Annotated in this window: 20 protein-coding genes and 2 pseudogenes; 10 read left to right on the forward strand and 12 right to left on the reverse strand. The window is 55.1% G+C overall.

What is annotated here, in order from left to right:
• Positions 1-59 precede the first annotated feature (59 nt).
• From prs to lolB, 3 genes are all read right to left on the reverse strand, one after another.
• Entirely contained in the window at positions 60-1,007 is a 948-nt protein-coding gene (prs, locus tag HA45_RS25300) for a ribose-phosphate diphosphokinase (protein ID WP_034824282.1), read from the reverse strand.
• Positions 1,008-1,144: 137 nt separating this feature from the next.
• The gene (gene ispE, locus HA45_RS25305; protein ID WP_100700777.1) at positions 1,145-2,002 is read right to left on the reverse strand and encodes a 4-(cytidine 5'-diphospho)-2-C-methyl-D-erythritol kinase; all 858 of its coding nucleotides are present in this window, start codon (positions 2,000-2,002) and stop codon (positions 1,145-1,147) included.
• Positions 1,999-2,622, reverse strand: coding sequence for a lipoprotein insertase outer membrane protein LolB (gene lolB / locus HA45_RS25310; RefSeq protein WP_100700776.1), 624 nt, complete (start codon positions 2,620-2,622; stop codon positions 1,999-2,001). The genes ispE and lolB overlap by 4 nt, the downstream gene beginning before the upstream one ends.
• Before the next feature lie 215 nt (positions 2,623-2,837).
• Here lolB and hemA point away from each other — a divergent pair, with 215 nt between their 5' ends.
• From hemA to kdsA, 6 genes and pseudogenes are all read left to right on the forward strand, one after another.
• Positions 2,838-4,094 (forward strand): glutamyl-tRNA reductase, encoded by a 1,257-nt coding sequence (hemA, locus tag HA45_RS25315; protein WP_100700775.1) that lies wholly within the window; start codon positions 2,838-2,840, stop codon positions 4,092-4,094.
• A gap of 41 nt (positions 4,095-4,135) precedes the next feature.
• Positions 4,136-5,216: pseudogene (gene prfA, locus HA45_RS28795) on the forward strand (peptide chain release factor 1).
• Positions 5,216-6,046 (forward strand): peptide chain release factor N(5)-glutamine methyltransferase, encoded by an 831-nt coding sequence (gene prmC, locus HA45_RS25325; protein WP_100700773.1) that lies wholly within the window; start codon positions 5,216-5,218, stop codon positions 6,044-6,046. The pseudogene prfA and the gene prmC overlap by 1 nt, the downstream one beginning before the upstream one ends.
• A gap of 14 nt (positions 6,047-6,060) precedes the next feature.
• Positions 6,061-6,459, forward strand: coding sequence for a SirB2 family protein (locus HA45_RS25330; protein WP_100700772.1), 399 nt, complete (start codon positions 6,061-6,063; stop codon positions 6,457-6,459).
• Positions 6,456-7,265: an invasion regulator SirB1 gene (gene sirB1, locus HA45_RS25335; protein ID WP_100700771.1), complete on the forward strand. Its 810-nt coding sequence runs from the start codon at positions 6,456-6,458 to the stop codon at positions 7,263-7,265. Before HA45_RS25330 ends, sirB1 begins: the two co-directional genes overlap by 4 nt.
• 26 nt (positions 7,266-7,291) lie before the next feature.
• Complete coding sequence (kdsA, locus tag HA45_RS25340; RefSeq protein ID WP_100700770.1) at positions 7,292-8,146, forward strand: 3-deoxy-8-phosphooctulonate synthase; 855 nt, start codon at positions 7,292-7,294, stop codon at positions 8,144-8,146.
• Between the two features lie 71 nt (positions 8,147-8,217).
• On the opposite strand, the gene chaA is transcribed toward kdsA, so the two are convergent.
• The gene (gene chaA / locus HA45_RS25345; protein ID WP_100700769.1) at positions 8,218-9,309 is read right to left on the reverse strand and encodes a sodium-potassium/proton antiporter ChaA; all 1,092 of its coding nucleotides are present in this window, start codon (positions 9,307-9,309) and stop codon (positions 8,218-8,220) included.
• Between the two features lie 590 nt (positions 9,310-9,899).
• Here chaA and HA45_RS25350 point away from each other — a divergent pair.
• Positions 9,900-10,568: a gamma-glutamylcyclotransferase gene (locus tag HA45_RS25350; RefSeq protein ID WP_167390559.1), complete on the forward strand. Its 669-nt coding sequence runs from the start codon at positions 9,900-9,902 to the stop codon at positions 10,566-10,568.
• Here the strand turns inward: HA45_RS25350 and HA45_RS25355 are convergent, their stop codons facing one another.
• The 8 genes from HA45_RS25355 to HA45_RS25390 form a co-directional block, all read right to left on the reverse strand.
• Positions 10,569-11,984 (reverse strand): serine/threonine protein kinase, encoded by a 1,416-nt coding sequence (locus tag HA45_RS25355; protein WP_100700767.1) that lies wholly within the window; start codon positions 11,982-11,984, stop codon positions 10,569-10,571.
• Between the two features lie 66 nt (positions 11,985-12,050).
• Entirely contained in the window at positions 12,051-13,001 is a 951-nt protein-coding gene (locus tag HA45_RS25360) for a hypothetical protein (protein ID WP_100700766.1), read from the reverse strand.
• Between the two features lie 14 nt (positions 13,002-13,015).
• On the reverse strand, positions 13,016-13,792 hold the full coding sequence (locus HA45_RS25365) for a PP2C family protein-serine/threonine phosphatase (protein WP_100700765.1): 777 nt from the start codon (positions 13,790-13,792) through the stop codon (positions 13,016-13,018).
• The gene (gene tagH, locus HA45_RS25370; protein WP_100700764.1) at positions 13,789-14,904 is read right to left on the reverse strand and encodes a type VI secretion system-associated FHA domain protein TagH; all 1,116 of its coding nucleotides are present in this window, start codon (positions 14,902-14,904) and stop codon (positions 13,789-13,791) included. Before tagH ends, HA45_RS25365 begins: the two co-directional genes overlap by 4 nt.
• A 33-nt stretch (positions 14,905-14,937) precedes the next feature.
• Positions 14,938-15,636: a type VI secretion system-associated protein TagF gene (gene tagF, locus HA45_RS25375; protein ID WP_100700763.1), complete on the reverse strand. Its 699-nt coding sequence runs from the start codon at positions 15,634-15,636 to the stop codon at positions 14,938-14,940.
• A gap of 13 nt (positions 15,637-15,649) precedes the next feature.
• A complete protein-coding gene (gene tssM / locus HA45_RS25380) occupies positions 15,650-17,764 on the reverse strand; it encodes a type VI secretion system membrane subunit TssM (protein ID WP_100700762.1) in 2,115 nt (704 codons plus the stop codon).
• Positions 17,764-18,978: a type IVB secretion system protein IcmH/DotU gene (gene icmH / locus HA45_RS25385; protein WP_100700761.1), complete on the reverse strand. Its 1,215-nt coding sequence runs from the start codon at positions 18,976-18,978 to the stop codon at positions 17,764-17,766. The genes tssM and icmH overlap by 1 nt, the downstream gene beginning before the upstream one ends.
• A gap of 85 nt (positions 18,979-19,063) precedes the next feature.
• Complete coding sequence (locus HA45_RS25390) at positions 19,064-19,555, reverse strand: SH3 domain-containing protein (protein ID WP_205960929.1); 492 nt, start codon at positions 19,553-19,555, stop codon at positions 19,064-19,066.
• Positions 19,556-20,574: 1,019 nt separating this feature from the next.
• Between HA45_RS25390 and flhB the strand changes: the two genes are divergently transcribed.
• The 3 genes and pseudogenes from flhB (at position 20,575) to flhE (ending at position 24,218) form a co-directional block, all read left to right on the forward strand.
• Positions 20,575-21,726 (forward strand): flagellar biosynthesis protein FlhB, encoded by a 1,152-nt coding sequence (gene flhB, locus HA45_RS25395; protein WP_100700760.1) that lies wholly within the window; start codon positions 20,575-20,577, stop codon positions 21,724-21,726.
• A pseudogene (gene flhA, locus HA45_RS25400) lies at positions 21,719-23,804 on the forward strand (flagellar biosynthesis protein FlhA). The gene flhB and the pseudogene flhA overlap by 8 nt, the downstream one beginning before the upstream one ends.
• A 3-nt stretch (positions 23,805-23,807) precedes the next feature.
• Positions 23,808-24,218, forward strand: a complete 411-nt coding sequence (flhE, locus tag HA45_RS25405) for a flagellar protein FlhE (protein ID WP_100700758.1) — start codon at positions 23,808-23,810, stop codon at positions 24,216-24,218.
• Positions 24,219-24,233 lie beyond the last annotated feature (15 nt).

A 24,233-nucleotide genomic window follows, 5' to 3' on the forward strand; every position in this document is an offset into this window, starting at 1 on the left:
AATGAAGCTGATTGATGGCAATAAAAAACCGGGCGCGAGGCCCGGTTCCATGCAATGTATTAATGTTCGAACATTGCGGAGATAGACTCTTCGTTACTGATACGGCGAATCGCTTCGGCCAGCATGCCAGAGAGCGTTAAGGTACGCACGATTGGCAGGGCTTTCATCTCGTCAGACAGCGGAATGGTATCGCACACGATAACCTGATCGATCACTGACTTACGCAGATTTTCCACCGCGTTGCCAGAGAAGATTGGGTGAGTCGCGTAAGCGAAGACACGTTTCGCGCCGCGCTCTTTCAGTGCTTCAGCCGCTTTGCACAGCGTACCGCCGGTGTCGATCATATCGTCGACCAGTACACAGTCACGACCTGCAACGTCACCGATGATGTGCATCACCTGAGAAACGTTCGCGCGCGGGCGACGTTTATCGATGATAGCCATGTCAGTGTCGTTGAGCAGTTTGGCGATAGCACGGGCACGTACTACACCACCGATATCTGGTGAAACCACAATCGGATTTTCCAGACCAATCTGCAGCATATCTTCCAGCAGGATTGGGCTACCGAACACGTTATCAACCGGGACATCGAAGAAGCCCTGAATCTGTTCGGCGTGCAGATCAACCGTCAGAACACGGTCAACACCCACACTGGAGAGGAAATCAGCCACCACTTTGGCGGTGATTGGCACACGAGCAGAACGCACGCGGCGGTCCTGACGGGCATAACCAAAGTAAGGGATTACAGCAGTAATACGACCAGCAGAAGCCCGACGCAATGCGTCGACCATCACAACCAGCTCCATCAGATTATCATTGGTGGGGGCACAGGTGGACTGGATGATGAAAATATCACCACCGCGTACATTTTCGTTGATCTGTACACTTACTTCACCATCACTGAAACGGCCGACAGCAGCGTCTCCGAGGCTAGTGTAAAGGCGGTTGGCAATACGTTGTGCTAGTTCCGGGGTGGCGTTACCAGCAAATAGCTTCATATCAGGCACGAGCAGAACCTCAGGCTTGGCGTCCAGAGAATGAACGGTTCAAAAGTAACCGGCGAATACTTTTGAAGCAATTCATACGGGTGTGTTAATGCGCGTCGTGCAGTGCCTGGAACAGGGCGGCACTGTCACGCATACGCTTAGAGCCCGGAAAGGGTGCGATGCAACGGCGAGATATTAAGCCCGCGCGCCACAAATCCGCAAATCCATTTCGGGGCAAGCTCCAGCACCTGACGAGCAGCGGATTCGGTGCTAAATTCAGCAAATACACAAGATCCGGTCCCGGTCAGGCGCGACGGCGCGTATTCTAGCAGCCAGGAAAGCAGCGCATCAACCTCGCGAAAACGTTTTCTTGCCACAGCTTCACAATCATTGTGAAAAGGACGCTGTAACAGTTCATCTAATGTGCGTATTGGTGAATTGCGCGTCAAGTCGGGATCGCGAAAGATATCGGGGGTGGCAATGCTGATGCCAGGATGCGCGACCAGATACCATTTTTCCGCCGGTTCAGCGGGTTGTATCTGCTCGCCAACCCCTTCCGCAAACGCCGCGTGACCCCGCACAAAAACAGGCACATCGGCACCGAGCGCCACCCCCAGCGTGGCTAACTCATCCACGCTGAGCTGGGTTTGCCACAGATGATTCAGTGCGACCAATACCGTTGCCGCATCAGAAGAACCGCCGCCCAAACCACCGCCCATTGGCAGGCGTTTATTCAGCGCGATGTTCGCGCCGGCGTGATGGGGTAGCGTTCCGCGTGCGGCGGCGGCCTGTTTTAGCATCAGCGCCGCGCGCACAATCAGGTTATCTTCATCCGCCACGCCGGGTAAGGGTGTCAGCAGCGTAATAGCATCGCTGCTGTCCGGCGTAATCTCTAACGCATCACCGTAGTCCAGAAACTGAAACAACGTTTGCAGATTGTGGTAGCCGTCAGTACGACGACCGGTAATGTAGAGAAACAGGTTCAGTTTCGCCGGGGCGGGCCAGGTGGTGATCATTTCGTGGTCCAGCTATCCATCCGCAGCTTGATGCGCTGGCCGCCTTCGGTCAGCTCCAGATTTGCAGGCAGCGGTGGATTAACCTTGCTGTCGTAATCCGAGATATTCACTTTCCACTGCTGGCCATTACGGCTGTAGTTTACGCTCTGCAACTGATAGCTGCTGTTGAGCTGATAATCTGTGGCATCACCCGGCAGGCCCATCATCCATTGACGCAGGTTTGCCAGCGGGATATCCATACCGGTTAACTGAGAGATCATCTTCTCGGCATCGTTGCTGACGTAGCGCTTGCCTTTGTTATCGACGATTTGCACCACCGAACCCTGGGCATCCAGCTGCAACTCGGTGCTGCCAAGCGGGTTAGTTAACAGCAGGCGATAGCGATCGGCGGCGGTTTGCTGCCAGTTAAAGCGCGCATACACTTTTTGCTTATCAGACAGATAAGCAAACGCACCGCGCGTTTGATACTGCGTGATTTTTTCAACGGCCTGCTGATGTTGCTGCCATTGGGGTGACGTGGTGCTGGGGCCGGGACCTTGTGGTTTGTTGATGCTACAAGCAGCCAGCAATACGCTGGCAAGGGGCAAAAGGCGCAACAGCTGGCGCGGGGGCAAATGCATCACGTGGTCGTCTCCTCAACACGTTTTTAATTCCTAACCGACAACGCTAACCATCCAATTCTGCGCCGTCAATGCTGATGTAAGGATAATTGCGCACGATCAGTTTAATCTTATTACAGTCATAGCCTTTGTATGGCTTTTCTTGATCTGTGGCATCTTGTAGAATGCGCAACACAAAACCCTGACAATCATTGGGACATCCCAAGCCGATCACCATGACGCTGCTAGCTCTCGGAATCAACCACAAGACCGCACCTGTTGCGCTGCGCGAACGCGTTGCGTTTCTGCCAGACTCGCTGGATCAGGCGCTTAACAGCCTGCTGTCCCAGCCGATGGTGCAGAGTGGTGTGGTGCTCTCAACCTGTAATCGCACTGAACTCTACCTCAGCGTAGAGCAACAGACGGATTTGCAGGAGAGACTGGTGCGCTGGTTATGTGAGTATCACGATCTGCGTGAAGAGGATGTCCGTGCGAGCCTTTACTGGCATCAGGACAACGCCGCCGTCAGCCATCTGATGCGCGTTGCCAGCGGTCTGGATTCGCTGGTGCTAGGCGAACCGCAGATTCTCGGGCAGGTTAAAAAAGCCCATGCGGATTCCTCGCGTGACCATGCGCTGAGCAGTGAGCTGGAGCGCATGTTCCAGAAAACCTTCTCCGTCGCGAAACGGGTGCGTACCGAAACCGAAATCGGTGCGAATGCCGTTTCGGTGGCCTTCGCGGCCTGTTCTCTGGCCCGTCAAATCTTTGAATCACTCAGCACCGTCAACGTGTTGCTGGTGGGTGCTGGTGAAACCATCGAGTTAGTGGCGCGTCATCTGCGTGAGCATAAAGTGCAGAAGCTGATGATCGCCAACCGCACCCGTGAGCGCGCCCAACTGCTGGCCAACGAAGTTGGCGCAGAAGTGATCGGTTTAGGCGATATCGAAACGCGCCTGGCGGATGCCGACATCATTATTTCCTCGACCGCCAGCCCGCTGCCGATTATTGGCAAAGGCATGGTGGAGCGCGCGTTAAAAGCGCGTCGTAACCAGCCGATGCTGCTGGTGGATATCGCCGTTCCTCGCGATGTCGAACCTGAAGTGGGCAAACTGGCTAACGCCTATCTGTACAGCGTTGACGATTTGCAGGCGATCATTGAGCAGAATATGGCGCAGCGTAAAGCCGCCGCCGTGCAAGCCGAAAGTATTGTGGTGCAGGAGAGCGGTGAATTTATGGCGTGGCTGCGTGCGCAAAGCGCCGGCGACACCATTCGTGAATACCGCTCGCAGGCTGACGACGTCCGTGCTGAATTGCAGGAGCGTGCCATTGCCGCGCTGCGTCAGGGCGCGGATGCCGAAAAAGTATTGCAGGACCTGGCGCATAAGCTGACCAACCGTCTTATTCATGCACCCACCAAATCACTCCAGCAGGCCGCGCGCGATGGCGACAGCGAACGCCTGCAGATCTTACGTGACAGCCTCGGATTAGAGTAATCTGGTCTGTCACGACCTATCACTGGGATACCCACAATTACATGAAGAGCTCTATTGTTGCCAAGCTGGAAGCCCTCCAGGAACGCCACGAAGAAGTGGAAGCGTTACTGGGCGATGCCGGCGTGATTGGCGATCAAGAACGTTTTCGCGCATTGTCACGTGAATATGCGCAGCTGACCGACGTAACGCACTGTTTCCGAGAGTGGCAGCAAGTGCAGGAAGATGTCGAAACCGCTGAGATGATGCTCGACGATCCCGAAATGCGCGAAATGGCCAGCGAAGAATTAAAACTGTCGCGTGAGAAACGTGAAGTGCTGGAACAGCAGCTGCAGGTACTGTTGCTGCCGAAAGATCCCGATGATGAACGTCCCTGTTTGTCGAAGTCCGTGCCGGTACCGGCGGGGATGAAGCCGCCATTTTGCCGGCGATCTGTTCCGCATGTACAGCCGTTACGCCGAAGCCCGTCGTTGGCAGGTGGAGATCATCAGCGCCAACGAAGGTGAACACGGCGGTTACAAAGAAGTGATTGCGCGCATTATTGGCGATGGCGCTTATGGCCGTTTGAAGTTTGAATCGGGTGGCCATCGCGTACAGCGTGTACCGGAAACCGAATCACAGGGCCGCATTCACACCTCGGCGTGCACGGTAGCGGTGATGCCGGAGCTGCCAGAAGCAGACATGCCGGAAATTAACGCAGGCGATCTGAAGATCGACACCTTCCGTTCATCGGGTGCGGGCGGTCAGCACGTTAACACCACTGATTCCGCGATCCGTATTACTCACTTGCCAACCGGTATTGTGGTGGAGTGTCAGGACGAGCGTTCGCAGCATAAGAACAAAGCCAAAGCGTTGGCCGTTCTGGGTGCGCGTATTCATGCCGCCGAAACCGCCAAACGCAACGCAGCCGAAGCGTCAACGCGCCGCAATTTGCTGGGCAGCGGTGACCGTTCAGACCGTAACCGCACTTACAACTTCCCACAGGGTCGTGTTACCGACCACCGTATCAACCTGACGCTTTACCGTCTGGATGAGACGATGGAAGGCAAGCTGGATACGCTGATTGAGCCGATTGTGCAGGAGTATCAGGCCGATCAGCTGGCGGCGCTGGCTGGACAAGACTGATGATGATTCGCCACTGGCTGAAGCAAGCGGTGGTTGTGCTCTGTGGCGGAGACAGCCCAAAACGGGACGCGGAAATCCTGCTGGGTTTCGTCACCGGAAAGTCGCGCAGTTGGCTGGTGGCGTTTGATGACACCGAACTCGACGCCGCTCAGTTGGCTCAACTCGATGCGTTACTGGCGCGTCGTGTTACGGGTGAGCCGATTGCGCATCTGGTGGGTGAACGCGAGTTCTGGTCGCTGCCGTTGCGCGTCAATGATGCCACCTTAATCCCGCGCCCTGACACTGAAGTGTTGGTGGAGCAGGCGCTGGCGCATCTGCCCGCCGCACCGGCCTCGATACTGGATCTCGGCACCGGCACCGGTGCCATCGCGTTAGCCCTGGCGAGCGAACGTCCCGACTGCCAGGTGATCGGCTGTGATCGTATTGCTGCTGCCGTGACCCTCGCTGAAGAAAATGCCCAGCGTTTGCACATCAGCAACGCCCGTTTCCAGCTCAGCCACTGGTTCAGCGAACTCCCCAGCCAACGTTTTGACCTGATTGTCAGTAATCCTCCTTATATCGATGCCACCGATGAGCATCTGCAGCAGGGCGATGTGCGTTTCGAACCGCTCAGCGCGTTGGTTGCCGAAGATGCCGGACTGGCCGATCTCCGCTTTATTATTCAAAGTGCCCCTCAATGGTTGCAGCCTGGCGGCTGGCTGTTGCTGGAGCACGGCTGGCAGCAGGACGAAGCGGTGCGCGCCATTATGACGCAGCACGGTTATCAGCAGGTCAGCAGCGTTAACGATTATGGCGGCAATCCGCGCGTCACTCTTGGGCAATTTTTTTGATTTAAGGAAGCATGATGGCAAGCTGGTACCCGCTGATTAAACATTTTCACCTCCTGACGGTTGCCCTCACCATCAGCTTGTTTCTCGTGCGTTTTTACTGGTTAACCACCGGTTCCGCGATGTTGCAGCGTCGTTGGGTGCGTATCGCGCCACACATCAATGACACTTTCCTGCTATTGAGCGGCGTGGGGTTGGTGCTGATCACCCACTTTTATCCGTTCTCACTGCAAGGAAGCTGGCTGACTGAGAAGCTGTTAGGGGTTATTATCTACATCGCCTTAGGTTCCGTGGCATTGAGCCGTCGCCCGCGCAAGATGGGGACACGTTGGATCGCCTGCCTGGTTGCAATCGTAGCACTGCTGATTGTGATTAAGCTGGCGATGACCAAAATGCCGATATTGGGGATAGCATGACCTCGCCAGAGCAACTTGATTACAATGAAACACCGTTGAGTGAAGCGGTGATTGGTGCGACCTGCGCCATACGCAATGATTTTTCCGCGCCCTCTGTGCAGCAACAGTTAGCGGCGTTAGTAGAAGAAGCCCGCGAGTATGTCAGCAACGAACAAGATGCCGACCTGCAGTTAGGCAAGCTGCTTGAACTGTTCTATCGTGAATGGGGATTTGGCGGCGCCAGCGGCGTCTACAATTTGTCCGACGCGCTGTGGATCGATAAAGTGCTGAAGAGCCGTCAGGGCACTGCTGTATCGCTGGGAGTCATTTTGCTGCACATCGCGGATGAGCTGGAACTGCCGTTGATGCCGGTGATTTTCCCGACCCAGCTGATTTTGCGTGCAGACTGGCTGGATGGCGAAATGTGGCTGATCAATCCGTTCAACGGTGAAACGCTGGATACCCACACGCTGGAAGTGTGGCTGAAAGGCAATATTAGCCCTACCGCCAAGCTCTACAATGATGATCTTGATGAAGCTAAGACCATCAACGTAATGCGTAAAATGCTGGATACGCTGAAAGCGGCGCTGATGGAAGAGAAGCAGATGGAACTGGCGCTGAATGTCAGCCAGGTGTTACTGCAGATTGATCCCGATGATCCCTATGAAATACGCGATCGGGGTTTAATCTACGCTCAGTTGGAGTGCGAGCATATCGCGCTCACCGATTTGACCTACTTCGTTGAGCAGTGTCCTGAGGACCCGGTCAGCGAAATGATTAAAGTGCAGATTCACGCAATTGAACAGAAACAGGTGACGCTGCACTAAGCGTCCCTCGATAAAAAGGAAAGGGCATGACTCAGAAAGTAGTGAATATTGGCGATATCAAGGTCGCAAACGATCTGCCATTTGTTCTCTTTGGTGGTATGAACGTGCTGGAATCGCGCGACCTCGCCATGCGTATTTGCGAACACTACGTAAAAGTAACCGACAAACTCGGTATCCCTTACGTGTTCAAAGCCTCATTCGATAAAGCCAACCGCTCATCGATCAAATCCTACCGTGGTCCGGGTCTGGAAGAGGGCATGAAGATTTTCCAGGAGCTGAAGCAGGCTTTCGGCGTGAAAATCATCACTGACGTGCACGAAGCTTCACAGGCGCAGCCAGTGGCGGATGTGGTGGATGTGATTCAGCTGCCTGCGTTCCTCGCGCGTCAGACCGATTTGGTAGAAGCGATGGCGAAAACCGGTGCGGTCATTAACATCAAAAAACCTCAGTTCGTCAGCCCTGGCCAGATGGGTAACATTGTCGACAAATTCGCTGAAGGCGGTAACGACAAAGTGATCCTGTGCGATCGCGGCAGCAACTTCGGTTATGACAACCTGGTTGTCGATATGCTGGGCTTCAACGTGATGAAGAACGTCACCAACAACAGCCCGGTGATCTTCGATGTGACCCACGCGCTGCAAACGCGCGATCCGTTTGGCGCAGCGTCAGGCGGCCGTCGTGCGCAGGTAGCTGAACTGGCACGTGCCGGTATGGCAGTTGGCATTGCGGGTCTGTTTATTGAAGCGCACCCAGAACCGAACAGCGCTAAATGCGATGGTCCTTCCGCGTTGCCGTTGGATAAGCTGGAGCCGTTCCTGGCGCAGATGAAAGCCATCGATGACCTGGTGAAGAACTTCCCAGAGCTGGATACCAGCAACTAATTGCTGAGTGCAGATGTGAGAAAGGCGCCGACAGGCGCCTTTTTTATGGCATCAAAACCAGGGTTGGGACGCTACAGCATAATCGTCAGCAAATAACCCGCAAACAGTGCCAGATGCGCGGCACCGTTGAGCACGTTGGTACGGCCCGTCGAAAATGAAATGTGGCACAGAATCAGTGCGGCACTCATGATCACCATCTGTGGCGGCTCAAGACCAAACACTAACTCCTGGCCGGTCAGCGTCGCGATGATGCTCACGGCAGGCACCGTCAAAGATATTGTCGCCAGCACCGAACCAAAGAACAGGTTCATGGCGCGCTGCACCTGATTCATCAATACCGCTTTAATCGCTCCCAAACCTTCTGGCGAGAGAATCAGCAGCGCGACCAGGAAACCGGTGAACTGTTCAGGTGCATTCAGTTCAGTCAGCAAACTTTCCAGCGTATTGGCGTTCATTTTGGTGACGCTGATAACGGCAATCAGATGCACAATCAGCCAAACGGTGTGCCACAACGAGCTGTGCGCTGATGGCTTACCATGATGCGGATCGCCATCATCACCTTCATCTTCGTGTTCGTAGACAAACAGGCTCTGATGCGTTTTGGTTTGAATCAGCAGAAACACGCCGTACATGGCCGCGGAAATCGCTGCGATGATCAGTGCCTGCGCGGTGGTGAAATTGCCGCCCGGCAGTGCGTTAGGGAATACCAGGACTAAAATCGCCAGCGGGAAAATGGCGATCATGTACTGCTTAACCCCCGCCAGATTGACGTACTGCGTGGCAAATTTACGGCCGCCCAGCAGCAACGCAAAACCGACCAGGCCGCCGGTCACTATCATAATGATGGAGTAAAGCGTGTCGCGCATTAAGGCCGGTGCGGCATCGCCGGTGGCCATAAGCGCGGAGATCAGGCTGACCTCCAGAATCACCACAGATAAACTGAGAATCAGTGAGCCATAGGGTTCACCCAGGCGGTGTGCCAGTACGTCAGCATGTCGCACCACGCTAAATGCACTGCAAAGAATGGCTACCAGCGCCAATAGGTTGATGCCGATAACGGGCATCAATGACGTTTGACCGCCAAAGAAGCTCAGCACGGTCAGGGCAATAATAGGAAAAATCAGCGAGTACTCGGTGTGTCGGGTTTTCTCATGTGTAGCCATTCACCATCCTCTCCGGCAAAAACAACAAAAACAGGCGATCAGTGCCTGATAAATATAATGACTTTTATGACGCTACGCAGTGTAACTTTTCAACAATTGTGTTGCAGGCTTTTTACGCGACTTTACTTTAGTGCCTTTTTATCGCTAACACAGTGAAAGTGTCAGTTATCCCACGATAACAGGCTAAATTCATCGAGTTGAGAAATAATTAAAGTTTATTATCTTCGTGAATAAAGCCAAAATTTGTGAGGATTAATAGTCTTTATTCTGCTTATGACTGAATTGATGAAGGTGGATTGAGTAAAGTACGTGTTTATCGCCCTGGCTTGGACTGGGAGGCGAAAAGGGACGGATCAGATCATTCATTCGCTCGTAAAATCTGACCTTCGATCTTCACTTTATTTAAGTTCTTCACCAGGCAGCCGATGCTATTTACAAAGAATTTCCCCTTTGTGATCGGGGTCAATCTTGAAACTATTGTTAAAAATGCATTAATGTCTTCTCTTAAGTCGACGAACGCGTGTTGCCTGTAAGACATCTTTTTTGAGGAGCCGAACCGACAGGATGTCAGCGCAGTAGAGGAGGTCGCATTGTTAACCCGGGAATTTCTGTTAAAAGCCGATTGTAAAACGTCATTTGGTGATATCGACGAGTCGCTGCTGTGGAGCTGTGAAAAGCGCGCCGCATCGCTGGCTGCCACGCTTGCCTGTCGCCCTGACCAAAGCCCGGTGTGGATTTTTGGCTACGGTTCCCTGATGTGGAACCCAGTATTTGAAGCTGAAGAAGTCTCTTCCGGACGCCTGGAAGGATGGCACCGTGCGTTCTGCCTGCGTCTCACCGCAGGACGCGGCACCGTCTCCGCACCTGGCCGCATGCTGGCGCTGAAAGAAGGGGGTTCCACCAGTGGGCTGGCTTTTCGCCTGCCGGAGGCGCGTTTGCACGACGAACTGGAACTGTTGTGGAAGCGCGAGATGATCACCGGCTGCTATCTGCCGACATGGTGTGAGCTGGAGCTGGATGATGACCGCACCGTCACGGCGCTGGTGTTTATCATGGACCCGCGCCACCCGTTGTATGAAGCGGATTCCTGTCGTAGCACTATCGCGCCATTGATCGCCCAGGCCAGCGGACCGCTGGGGACCAATGCACAATACCTGTACTCGCTAGAGCAGGAACTGGGGAAACGCGGCATGCAGGAAGACGCGTTAACGCGTCTGGCGGCGGAAGTCAGGGCGCTGCAGCAATCTACAGCGCGCTAATCAAGGCTTACCCGGATTAATCAGCCAGGTTCCCGGCTTGTCGATGGTTAACGACTGGCTCAGCACCTGGCTGCCGTTATGCACTTCTATACGATAATTTCCCGCCGCCAGGTTCAGTGAAGCAAAACCACTGCTGGCGGGTTTTACATCTTTCGCTTCGCCGTTAAGCAGCACTTTTTCGCCCTCCTGCAAACGGAGATAAACGGTCGCCAGGCTTGGCGCGCTGCCTGCTGCATTATTACTGGCTACCGGAGCTGACGCAGAAGGCGCGGCGGCTATTGGCGCGGTCTCACTGTGGCGGTTGGTTTTCCACACCACGACCACCACCGCCAGGATAGCAATTGCGGCAGCGGCCACCAGGCCCGGCGAGAGGCGGCGCACGTTACGTGGTGTCACGGGTTCAATCGCGGCCGCAGCATGATTCACCGCCATAACCTGCGGTTCAGGCACGACAATGGCGACCGGCTCAGCCGCAGGGGCTTCTGCTGCCACCGGGAAGGTGGTGACCAGCGCTTCAACGTCGCTGACCGGCAGATCAATCAAACTGGCGAAGGCATCAATGCTCTGTGGGCGGTCGGCAGGTTTCATCGCCAGCGCGCAATCAATCGCATGCAGGAGCGGCAGCGAGTAACCTTCGGGCTGACGTTCTACCAGCGGCTGATAGTTATCTTCAATGCAGCGCACCACGCTGACCGGCGGCGCGTGACCGGCGATCAGATTGTGCAGCACCGCGCCAAGTGCGTAGATATCAGTCCACGGCCCTTGTTCAATTTCACCTTCTTCGCTGTACTGCTCGATCGGCGCAAAGCCGGGTTTCAGCATGATCTCGGTTTCATCGGAGAGATTACCGATTTCCTTCCGCGCTGAACCAAAATCCAGCAATACCGGCAGCTGATTTTCCTGAATCTGGATATTATCCAGCGAGATATCACGATGCAGATAACCGGCGGCGTGGATGGTGTTGATGGCACCAAACAGCGGCGGTAACAGGCGACGAATCCAGGCTTCATCGATACTATCCGGGCTGGTAACCTGCCACTCTTTCAACGTCATACCGCTGTAATAAAGCGTGCCCATATACGCGGTGTCATTCTCTTCCCAGAAGCGCAACACATGCAGCAAACCGGGATGATTAAAGCGCGCCAGCAGACGGGCTTCCTGGATAAAACTGCTGCGACCGGCATTAAACAGTTTCTGGAAGCGCTCACCGCGTAACTCCAGCGACAGGTCATCCGCACGCACCGCCAGTGAAACCGGCATGTACTCTTTGATAGCGATAGTCCGTTCCAGCTGATGGTCCCAGGCACGATAAACAATGCCAAAGCCACCGCCGCCAATCACTTCCTTGATTTCAAATTCATTAAACCGGTAACCCGCAGGCAGGGCATTCGGTGTGTGGTTTTCGTTTGCCGACATAGTGAACTCTCTGAACACGTCCTGTAGCGCCTGCCAGTCTGTTTGACGTCAGGCGACGACCGCTAATTAATTAATGTTACGCCAGGCACCAATCGCCGGATCCGCAAGATCCGCATGCAGGGTGTCAATCAGTAACACAGTCACTTTTTGCTGTGGCATAAACTGCGACGACCAAACGCCGCGTAAAGTCTCAACCCGACTCTTTACCGCGTCACTGTCTTGACCAACGGTCTTATCCATCTTAATCAGCAGGTTGCCTGTAAAGCGCCAGACATGTTGCTGACTGTCAAACGGCAGCACCAACCAGCTATCCTCAGCATCCGGGCGCGTGACAATCATGCGCTGCTTATTCACTGCGACCACTTCCAATGCGGGGCCGCTCAATTTGAGGTTAGCAATCGGATAGCCTTGATAGAAATTCACCGCCAGAGAGCGGGTTTTATCTCCGCTCATCAGCGACAGTTCACTCGGGCCTTCCAGCCAGCCTTCGGTGGAGCAGTGCTGTTGCGGATTGTCCGGAATAAATAGCGAATCGCCGTTTTCATCCCACGAGGTACGGAAGTGACAACCTGCAGGTAAAGCAAAATGCTGCAGTGGGGTATTGTCAGCCGGGCGCGATAAATCCAGCGGGGCGGCATTGCTGGCACTGGCGCTGGCCGTCGCATCGTTGATCACGATTGGGCGCCAGTTCTGTAATTTAGCCGCACTGCCGTTCGCCAATACGCTGCCGTCTTTGTTGGTCATTTGCCACGGGATTTCATCCAGCGTGCCACACTGATTGGCCAGCAGCGTACCGACGCGCGGCAGGAAGCTGGTCAGAATGCTGGAGTCGGTACTCTTGCCGGAAACAATGCGCAGCGGCAGCGTCTCTTTGCACCAGTCGTTAGGCGAGTTGCTCGCCACGTTATCGATATACACTTCCAGCGACAGACTCGGCGAATACACCACACGATAGTCATCAGCTTGCGCATTCAGAGCCAGCAACAGGGTCGCTAAGCCCGGCAACCACACTTTCATAAAGGTCCTTGGGATCAATAACGTGTCGGCAGAAAACGTGCCGCATCAGCCTGGGAGTAAAGCAGCGTCGCTTCCTGCGGTTCGCCAATCCAGATGGCCAGAGCGCTGAGATTGTCGTTTTTTACACTGCGGTTAACGGCTTGTTCCATCAAAGTCAGCCACTCTTCGCAGGCGTTGACCATGCGCAGGGCTTGTTCCATCTCGTGGGTGGTCAGATTGAGCCAAAATCCGTCGGTGCAGACGAGAAACGCATCGCCATCGGTCAGCGAGATCACTTCACTGAAGGTCGCAGGACGAGCGGGCTCAACGCCGAGCGCATTATAAAGTAAATTACTGTTAATTCCGGTATTTTCATAGCCTGCCTCACGCAACTGCTGGGCCAGACTGTGGTCACGCGTCACCTGGCTCAATACCCCGTGACGAAAGTGATAAACCCGGCTGTCTCCAGCGTGCGCCCACCATGCTCGCTGCTTTTCGCGATCAATAAACAGGGCTGCCAGCGTGGTGCTCATACGGGCATATTTCGGATTTTTTCCCTGCGCGTCGAGCAGTACCTGCTGGCACTGTTCAATCGCTGCCCGGGTGCTTTCTGGGGTGAATTCCACGCTGTTGTGCAGTTGCGTTAGTAAACTGTCGCGCACTATTTGTGCTGCCATCTCGCCACCAGGCAAACCGGCTACGCCATCGCACACCAGAAAACAGGCTTTTTGTTCATCAAACTCAGTACCGGTGCGATCCTGATTTTCATCGCGCATTCCCTGTTGGCAGCGGCTGGCAAACATCATTTTCATGCGTCTTCAGTCCGTGTCTGGGAATCTTTATATTGATTCACTTCCATATCGTAAGCGTGCAGGAAGGCTTCACCAAACAAGGTGTGGAAGTCATCTTCAATTTCACCCGCAGTACGTTGATAGTGGCGCGAAAAATAGTCCCACATCGCTGCTTTACGCCCACCGTTAAACGCAAATTTCGGCAGCATGCCATCTTTCCGCGCCTCTTCTTCCAACCGCTGCGGATTGAACGATTGCAGCATCGCGGCGATGATCGCGCGGATACCGGCAATCATCCCCAGTTGGTGCGCTTGCAGATCGACCAGCGCATCGCGAACGGCGGCTTCCGGCGGCATAAAGCCCGGCATTTGGCTCTGATAAATCTGCATCAGCACCGTTTTACCGGAGGGCAAAATTTTGAACGGGTTGTTGGCCTCATTGAGGATCATGGTCATGTCCGCTTTCACGCCGCGTTTCAGAATCGATCGTGAAGAGAGCAGGGCAACCGTGCCTTGTGAAAACAGGCTGAGCATACGGCCGGTAATACGCATCTGCTCTTCCGTAAACGGAGTGGGATGGCCATTATTCAGGCCCATGCCTTCCAGCAGCGCGGCGATCAGCTTGTCCTGATCGGGCTGAGCCAATGTAGCGGGCACGGCGAGCGAATCACTTTGCGGATCGATAGCCAAACGTGGGTCGGTGCGGCGCTCCTGGCGCGCGGACGCGGCTTCAGGAATGTAGGTATGTTCCTGCTGCATTCCAAGCGGATCGGCGGCGCTGTCGGCGAAAAATGCCAGCGGATCGTCCTGCTGCGCGTTCTGACAGGCCGGGTCACGCACTTCCAGACCGTAATCGCCGATTTGCAGTGCATCACCATGCTGGAGCCGTACTTGAGAACCCCGCTGCAGCGCGACGCCATTCAACACCACGGAGGTTACGCTGCCTTGATTGGTCAGACGGCATTCCCCTTCGGGTGACAAATGCACCAACGCCTGCAAACGCGAAATCGCCCGCGATTCATCGGGCAGCACCAGGTCGTTATCCTGACTGCGGCCAATGGTTCCCCCTGGCGGTTTAAAGGCAACCGTCTTTTCCGGCACATCCGTATTGCACTGCACAATGGTAAATTGCATGAGTCATCCTGTTAACAAGGAAAACGCTGCGGCTCATTCAAACATGGGTGGATAGAGGCCGTTGCGTCCCGGCTGTGCACCTGCCGCCGGGTTAAACAGTAACGCAAAAAGTTGCGCGGTGAGCGGCCCACTGTGTTTATGGGTGGCGTGGGCAAAACCGTCACTGCGATTACTCCACCAGTAGCTAATGTGCTGCTGTGGATCAAATTTATCCGCCACCTCACGCCAGCTCAGCGTGCAGGGAAGATCGTCAAAACCAATCACATCCATAATGTCGCTGCGCTGTTTATCCGGCACCATCAGCGGAGCAACGCGTTGCATCTGCTGCTCCAGTGCATCAGGATTGAGCCGCTCGCGAACCCCACGCAACAACAGCGAACCCAGGTCCTGATACCAGTCACCCGACATCGCTAACTGCGCGCTGTGCCAGTGACTGAGGGGAAAACTGCGCAATGCCAGTAGTGGCCAATTGCGTCCCACGCGATCGCATGAGGGCAGCAAACAGCCCATCTGCACCTGCTGGCGCAGCGGCGACAGCGGCAGAACAAAATTCCAGACCGGCGCGCGCAGAAAAAGCTGAGTGCTGGCACCGGATTGCTGATGCCATTGCATCAGCCCCTGCTGAAACCAATGGCTCCAGGGCGTCACGGTACTCTCACTCAGGCGCTGGCGCAGAAAATCACCGGTGGCCGGCAATTTGCCGTACCAACCCGGCGCGGTATGCGTCGCCATCGTTACCTCACCATTACTCACTGTGTCCGGTCAATTGCTGCGATCGCGCGAGTGGCGCAATCGCCAGCGTATTGCCATTCTCACCAGCATTTTTCAGATTCTCCGCAAGCTTGCGCATCATCAGAGCGTTATCGCGCGCATAAGGCGAAGACTGAATCTGCTGATCCAACAGCTGGCTGAGATGCCAGTCAAGCTGCTGCAAATCGCGTGCGCTGACATCATCTGGCAGATTGCGCTGTAGATTTTGCATCAGCCAGCCACGCAGAAACTCGCCGTCATAATTACGCGGTTGATACAGCATCTGATAGGCACGCAGCGCATTGCGGCTGTATTCATTGTCGTTACCAGGATCGTTACGCAGCAAATTAGTGATTTGCTGCGCCACGCGCGGCAGCAGCAAAGACTTAAGCGCATTTTGATAAAGCACCCATGCCGCATCGCTTACCTGGTTACCGCGATATAACCCCACGCGCATGGTAAGCGGCGGATTGTCGAGGGAAAAGCGCTCCGACATTGGCAGTTTCACCAGGTTATTTAAGAAGGGTAGCAGATCCAAGATATTATCGGCTGGCTGATGGATCACCTGCTGGCTTTGCGTGGTAATAGACCCCATACGCGCGGTGACCTGATCGAGATAATGTTGGTTCTGGAAATAACTCGCCAGCCATAATCCCGAGAGCAACAACAGCGCGCCGGTCAGGGCGCCGTAGCCGATCCAGTGGAACAACCGGTTGCGATATTCCCAATGGCGATTGCTTCCCGCCAGGCCGCTTTCGCGGAATACTAAATCGCTGAGCAGATCGCGGATAAAGAAGCTTTGACCTTTGTTACCCGGGATAGGGTTGTTACGGGTCACGCTGTCCCAGGTCGAAAAACTGCTTTCACCGGTATGCGGCAACTGCAGTTTGCGATTGAGTTCGCCCATGATGCGGTCAAACGGTAAGCCTTCCTGCGTGCCACTGGTAAAGAACAGGCCGCGCGCAGACCAGGCAATTTCATCCTCGTGACGCGAGAACACCACATCCAGGTACTCATTCAGCAGCGGACGCAGTGAACTGAACTCTTGCGGGAACAGGAAACAGTCGGCGCGCTGGGTCAGATCGCGTTCGTTGGCCATCACGCCTGCCAGCTGCTGCTGCAGACGCTGTTCCAGATGCTGATATTGCTGACTAAAGCTGTTATGCCAGTCATCTTTATGCGGTTTGCCCGGTTCCCATGGGAAAGTAAAGCCCCAAATGGTGTCGCGCTGTGGCTTACTCAGGCCGGCATTGAAGCTCATAAAACCTTTCAGCAGATCGGTTTTAGTGACCATCACATACACCGGGAAGTGAATGCCGGTCTGTTGATGTAACTCCTGCATGCGGCTGCGCAGTGCGCTGGCCTGAGCGTGGCGCGCTTCGGCAGAATCGGTCAACAGGTCGGCCACGCTAATGGTCATGATCACGCCGTTGATCGGTTGACGCGTGCGATAGCGTTTCAGCAGGTTAATAAAACTCTGCCACTCTGCGCCGTCACGTGCGCGCTGGCTTTCCTGCAAAGCATAGCGGCCCGCCGTGTCGATCATCACCGCGCTGTCGGTGAACCACCAGTCACAGTGGCGAGTCCCGCCAACGCCACGAATCGCCGCCTTGCCGAGGCTATCGGTCAGGGGGAACTCAAGTCCGGCATTGAGCAAGGCGGTGGTTTTTCCGGCGCCCGGCGCACCGATAATCACGTACCACGGTAATTGATAGAGATAGTGGCTCTGAAAACGGGCCAGCCAGCTCTGCTGATGACGGCGGCCAAACTGCGTGCGCTTCAGGCGCAGCGCAGCTTCACTGAAACGTTGCGCCAGCAATGTATCCGTAGCCTGACGGTCCGACAGTTCTTCGCTGCTCATTTCTTGTAAACGGTTCAGCAGCTTACTGTTGAACCAGCCACGCCAAATGGCGGGGATAAACTGAAACAGAATCCAGCAAAGGAACAGCAAGCCCACCACCAGTTGGCGCGGGAGTACCGGTTCAAGCGGACGAGTATCACCCCAGCTCCACAAGGGACCCAGCATCCACAGCACGCAACTTAACGCGGTGATGCCAATCAGGCTCCACAGCAGGCGATGGGTTAACAGATGTTGCAGCGATGCGCGCATCACTCACCTCCCGGATGATTGCCAAGGGTTTCCGGTGCGGCAAACAGCGTGATCTCCACACGGCGATTGCGTGCGCGATTCTCATTGCTGTCATTCGGCAGCAGAGGATTACTGTCGCCACGGCCTTCCGCTTTAACGCTGTGGCCTTCCGCCAGCTGAGGGTTAAGCAACTGCGTGACCGCCCGGGCGCGAGCAAATGAGAATTCATAACTGGAGGCAAAACGGCCATCGACTGGACTGTTATCGGTATACACCGACACCAAAACCGTGCCCTTAACGGTCTTCATGGCGCTGGCGACGTGAGCCAGCAGCGCACGGCCCACCTGATTGACCACGGTGCCATCAGAAGAGAACAACTTATCCGCTGGAATGATCACTTTGCTGCCGAATGCGCCATCGCTCACCTCTAGCTGACCGGCGGCGATCACATCGTTTAAGCGCTGGTGCAAATCAAGCAGCGCCTGCGGTGAAGTCGGGCGACGTCCCGGCATGATTTGTGGCAGCGGGGTTTGATAGATGGCGCGCAGCAGCGGTTCTGCCGCATTGCCGAGTCGCCAGTTCAGGCCGCTATAGATTAAACAGGCAATCAGCGTGGCCAGCATGATGCAGGCCCACAACGGCACCATGGGGCGTGTCAGAGTGCTGACCAGCGGATGCACTTCAACCAGCGGTGCGGCAGGATTCGCAGTGGAAGGACGCGTTTCCTGGATTAACTGCGCCAGGCGCTGACGAATACCTTCACACTGCGCCCGACCCGCATCACTGCCGCGATAGCGGCCTTCAAAGCCCAGCAGCAGACAATAATGGATCAGTTCTAACAGCCAGAGATGTTGTTGCGGGCTTTGCGAGACGCGTGACAGCAGCTGGAAAACCTTTTCTCCGCCCCAACTCTCGTTATGGAACGTTACCAGCATGCCATTGCCGGACCACACGCCACGCGTGCCCCACGGCGTTTGAGCCGCGGCTTCATCCAGTACGCTGCATAAACAGTAGCGGGCGCCAATGATCATCTCAAACGGCAAGCCGGCTTGTTTACAGCGTTGTTCAAAGTGGCGGATTTCATCAATCAATAACTGGCGTAAACCGGCGGGATCGTCATGTGTGGCGGCCTGCCGTATACGGACAACGGCATTCAGGATCGGTGCTGCGGCATTAAGCAAAAGGTTATCGTTGCCCGCGACAATGCCATCGCGTGCAACAGAATCCTGGGTCATTAAATATCGTTTTTCCTGGCAATGGCGCTATTCGCAGTCCACAGAGTGCGACCTTGCTGTGGACAATCTGCGCCGTATTGCATTATCAGTCTAAGATCCAGGTCGCGGTATCGTTGGTGCGACATGCCTTGCTGGCGCCCCCAACGGCCACGCAGACCTGTTTAGTGCGGCGGGGACGTGGACGATCGCTACGCAAGGTGGCGTCATAACGGCTGCTTTCTACCCCGGCTTTCGGTGGGATATAGCCAATCAGCTGCCCATTAGGTTCATCGGCAACCGCTAACCAGCTGTGCTCGACACGGCCCAGCACTTCAAAAGGTTTTGCATTATCGAGATAGCGCACAATTTTGCCGCCGTAATCTGGCGAGGTCATCACTGACGCTGCATAAAGTGCGCGATAACTTTCATTGACCGGCGTGAATTCGCCTGGTGCTGCCACCGCATTACGGTGAACCAGTTTGACGCCATTCACTTCACTGGTGACTAACGTGTCGTCAGTTAACGGCGGTGGTGGCGCTTTACAACCCGCCAACGTCAAGACCGCCAGCAGAGTAAGCAACAGACTCTTATTCACCATGAACCTCAAATTTCATCAGATTAGCTGCAGATTAATGTGTGGCACACGCGGTTAAGGCGGGCAGAGTATGCAGCAAGAAAGCCATCTAAAAACAGTCAGATTACAGAAAGATAGTGCTGTGCTCAGTCTACCTAAGACTTTTGAGAATTCAATCCATTGCATAGCGAGAAAACCCGTGCTACCGGGCGAAAATAGCTCATAGGGTGGTGATAAAAAACGCGTGCAATCAGTGATAGATAAGCTGAATTTACTTATTTGCCAGCATGAGGGATATATCTGAGCGAAAACGCCACTGGCCTGTTGTAGGGTAAAGTAAAAAACATAAGATATGCTAACCGTTTTTTCCAGTTAAAAAAAGATTGCGCCACTAAACAATTTTCTGACTTTCGGAATTTCCGTGCCTCTTCCCGCCCGATTAAAGCTCAGTCCGGCACGGCTTTTGCTTAACACCGTGCGCTATCTGACCGTTCTTTCAGCGGGAGTGAGCGATGAGAGCGTTACCGGTTCTGGAAGGTTCCGCTGTCGGCTACCCAAAGGACTTAGCCGACAAGTGGTGATTGCACAAAGCCTGTGCGTATTGTGCGTCAACGCAGTGCAAATTCGCTCTATTTCATGCTTCTGTTGGCCAATCATGTGGGTTCTGCGACAAAATTTTATGGCACAGGCTTTGCAGTAAAATACATACATCGCGCATTTATTTCGCCAACAGCGGTGAAACGAGTGCTTTGGATAAAGGCGTCCGGCCCCATGTTGTTTCGACATGAGGGAGGACGCCTTTTTTTATCTCTTTTTGCAGTAGGCGTATCCAGGGCTTAAGTCGCGGTTTTCGCCATTCTGAGGTCAATTCCGACTTGGTTGCGCAGTAATGGGCCACCGTTATTTCTTGCCGGGTATTATTCAATGCGGTGTTGATTTCACTTATGGCTAAATAAACTCGCATTTTCCCCTCTTAATCCACGCTTTAGCCTTGGCGGGTTTTGGCATCCTATGCTCAGAATTCCTGCCAGCTGAGGTATATCGTGGCTGAAGAGAGCGACGAGGACAAAACAGAATCGCCCACGGCGCACCGACTAGAAAAGGCGCGAGAAGAGGGGCAGATTCCGCGATCGCGCGAGCTGACATCGGTGCTGATGCTGTTGGCGGGTTTAATGATCCTGTGGATGGGCGGCGAAATCTTCGCAGAACGCCTCGCTAGCATGCTGGCAACCGGTTTTCGTTTTGATCATGCAATGGTGACGGACGATAAAATGATCATCGCTCACATCAGTAACCTGATTGGACAAGCGGTGATGGCGCTACTGCCGCTGATGGGCGGATTAGTGATTGTGGCGATTGCCGCGCCGATGCTGCTCGGCGGCATCAATTTCAGCGGCAAATCCATCAAGCTGGATATCAATAAACTTAATCCCTTGACAGGCTTAAAGCGCATGGTGTCCTCCCAAACCTGGGCGGAACTGCTGAAAGCCATTTTAAAGGCAGTGCTGGTGGGGTTGGTGGCCGGTTGGTACATCTGGTCGCACTGGCAGGAGATGCTGCGGCTGATCAGCGAGTCACCGGTCAAAGCGTTGCACCACGGTCTGCAAATGATGGCGGTGAGCTGTGCGCTGATCATGCTCGGTCTGGTGCCGATGGTGGGTTTCGATGTGTTCTGGCAGCTCCACAGCCACTTCAAAAAGCTGAAAATGACGCGTCAGGAAATCCGTGACGAGCATAAACAAAACGAAGGCGACCCGCACGTCAAAGGGCGTATTCGTCAGGCGATGCGTGCTGCAGCCCGTCGGCGCATGATGGCCGACGTGCCTAAAGCCGACGTGATCGTCACCAACCCGACGCACTACTCGGTGGCGCTGCAGTACCAGGAAGGCAAGATGAGCGCGCCGAAAGTGGTGGCCAAAGGCGCCGGGGATATCGCGTTGAAAATACGTGAACTGGCGAAAGAGCATCGCATACCGATTTTAGAAGCACCGCCGCTGGCGCGTGCGTTGTATCGACACACGGAAATTGGTCAGTTCATCCCCGGCGCGCTGTATGCGGCGGTGGCGGAAGTGCTGGCCTGGGTATGGCAACTGCGACGCTGGAAGCGTGAAGGCGGCCTGATCCCAACCAAACCAAAACAGCTGCCGGTTCCGGCGGACATGGACTTTGCAGGAGAGAACAAAAACGATGGCTAATCTGGCCGAAAAGCTGCGTTTACCGGGCAACTTTAGAGACACGCAGTGGAAGGTGCTGGCTGGACCGATACTGATCATGTTGATCCTGTCGATGATGGTGCTGCCGTTACCCGCGTTCATACTCGACCTGCTGTTCACCTTTAACATTGCGCTGTCGATCATGGTGCTGCTGGTGGCGATGTTTACTCAGCGCACGCTGGAATTCGCCGCGTTCCCCACCATTCTGCTGTTCTCAACCTTGCTGCGTTTGGCGCTGAACGTCGCTTCAACCCGAATCATCTTGCTGGATGGCCACACCGGTGCGGATGCCGCCGGACGCGTGGTTGAAGCCTTTGGCCACTTCCTCGTAGGCGGTAATTTTGCTATCGGTATTGTGGTGTTCATCATTCTCGTCATCATCAACTTTATGGTTATCACCAAAGGTGCCGGACGTATCGCCGAAGTGGGCGCGCGTTTGTGCTAGATGGGATGCCCGGCAAACAGATGGCGATTGATGCTGACCTCAATGCCGGCTTGATTGGTGAAGAGGAAGCCAAACGTCGTCGCTCTGAAGTGACTCAGGAAGCCGACTTCTACGGCTCAATGGACGGTGCGAGTAAGTTCGTTCGCGGTGATGCCATCGCCGGAATCATGATCATGGTGATCAACGTGATCGGCGGCCTGTTAGTCGGTGTCGTGCAGCACGGCATGGATCTCGGTCACGCGGGCGAAACCTATACGCTGTTGACCATCGGTGACGGCTTGGTGGCACAGATCCCGGCGCTGGTGATCTCCACCGCAGCGGGTGTGATTGTGACGCGCGTCAGCACCGACCAGGACGTCGGCGACCAGATGGTTAGCCAGCTGTTCAGTAATCCGCGCGTGCTGATGCTGAGCGGCGGGGTTATTGGCCTGCTGGGTTTGGTGCCCGGCATGCCTAACTTTGTCTTCCTGCTGTTCACTGCGGCACTGCTGGGTCTTGCCTGGTGGTTGCGTGGTCGTGAAATGAAACCTAAAACCGCGCCTGAATCGTCGAGCCTGGTCAAAACTCAGGAGACACCCGCCACGGTCGAAGCTTCATGGACCGACGTGCAGCTGGAAGATTCACTGGGTCTTGAAGTCGGTTATCGCCTGATTCCGATGGTCGATCACCTGCAAAACGGTGAACTGCTCGGGCGTATCCGCAGTATTCGTAAAAGGTGGCACAGGAAGTCGGCTTCCTGCCGCCGGTGGTGCACATCCGCGACAACATGGAGCTGCCGCCCGCACGCTATCGCATTCTGATGAAAGGAGTGGAAATTGGCAGCGGGGATGCTTATCCAGGCCGCTGGATGGCGATCAACCCAGGCACCGCCGCTGGTTCGTTACCGGGCGAGCCGACCGTGGACCCTGCTTTTGGCCTGGCTGCCATCTGGATCGATAGCGCGCTGAAAGAGCAGGCGCAGATTCAGGGCTTCACCGTCGTGGAAGCCAGTACCGTGGTTGCCACGCACCTTAATCATTTGATTGGTCAGTACGCCAGCGAACTGTTTGGTCGTCAGGAAGCACAGCAGTTGTTAGATCGTGTGACGCAGGAAATGCCGAAACTCACCGAAGATTTGGTGCCGGGCGTGATTACCCTGACCACGCTGCACAAGGTGCTGCAAAATCTGTTGATTGAACGTGTGTCGATTCGCGATATGCGCACCATCATTGAAACCCTGGCGGAACATGCGCCGGTGCAAACCGATCCACAAGAACTGACCAGCGTGGTGCGTGTGGCGCTGGGTCGAGCGATTACCCAACAGTGGTTCCCAGGTCAAGGCGAGGTGCAGGTGATCGGACTGGATGCCACGCTGGAGCGTCTGCTGCTGCAAGCGCTTCAGGGCGGAGGCGGTCTGGAGCCTGGTCTGGCGGACCGTCTGCTGGTGCAGGCGCAGGGTGCGCTGCAACAGCAAGAGATGACCGGTGCACCGCCGGTGCTGCTGGTTAACCATCCGCTGCGTGCGCTGCTGGCTCGCTTCCTGCGTCGCAATCTGCCGCAGCTGGTGGTGTTATCAAATATGGAACTGACCGAAAACCGTCAGATTCGTATGACCGCCACTATCGGAGGCAAATAACAGATGCGTCGTCGCTGGTGCTGGGCATTGATGATGTTACCAATGATGGCGCTGCCGTTAATCGTGGATGCCGCTACCGGTGCCTGGAGCGACAGCGTCAGTGGGCCGACGCTCAGCGTGCGCGGCAACTGGCGGATGACGCCGGCGTTGCAAGCACCGTCATCCGCGTCGGGGACGATTACCGTGGTGAACTGGCGTTATCAGCTGAGCCGGCCCGCGCCATCGGGATTAATTGTGCGCTTGTGTGCGGGTCAGCGTTGCGTGGAGATTGAAGGGGGCAGCGGTTCAACCCGCAGTCTGGCGACGATTGCGGCGGATGAGACGTTGCATCTGGCATTTGGTTTTCAAGGGCAGGGCGCGTTACCGCCGGGATTGCGGGTGGTGAGCAGCCAGGTCACGGTGAATTATCAATAAAGAGCCAATAAAAAA

The organism is Pantoea rodasii (assembly GCF_002095465.1).
Lineage (GTDB): Bacteria > Pseudomonadota > Gammaproteobacteria > Enterobacterales > Enterobacteriaceae > Pantoea > Pantoea rodasii.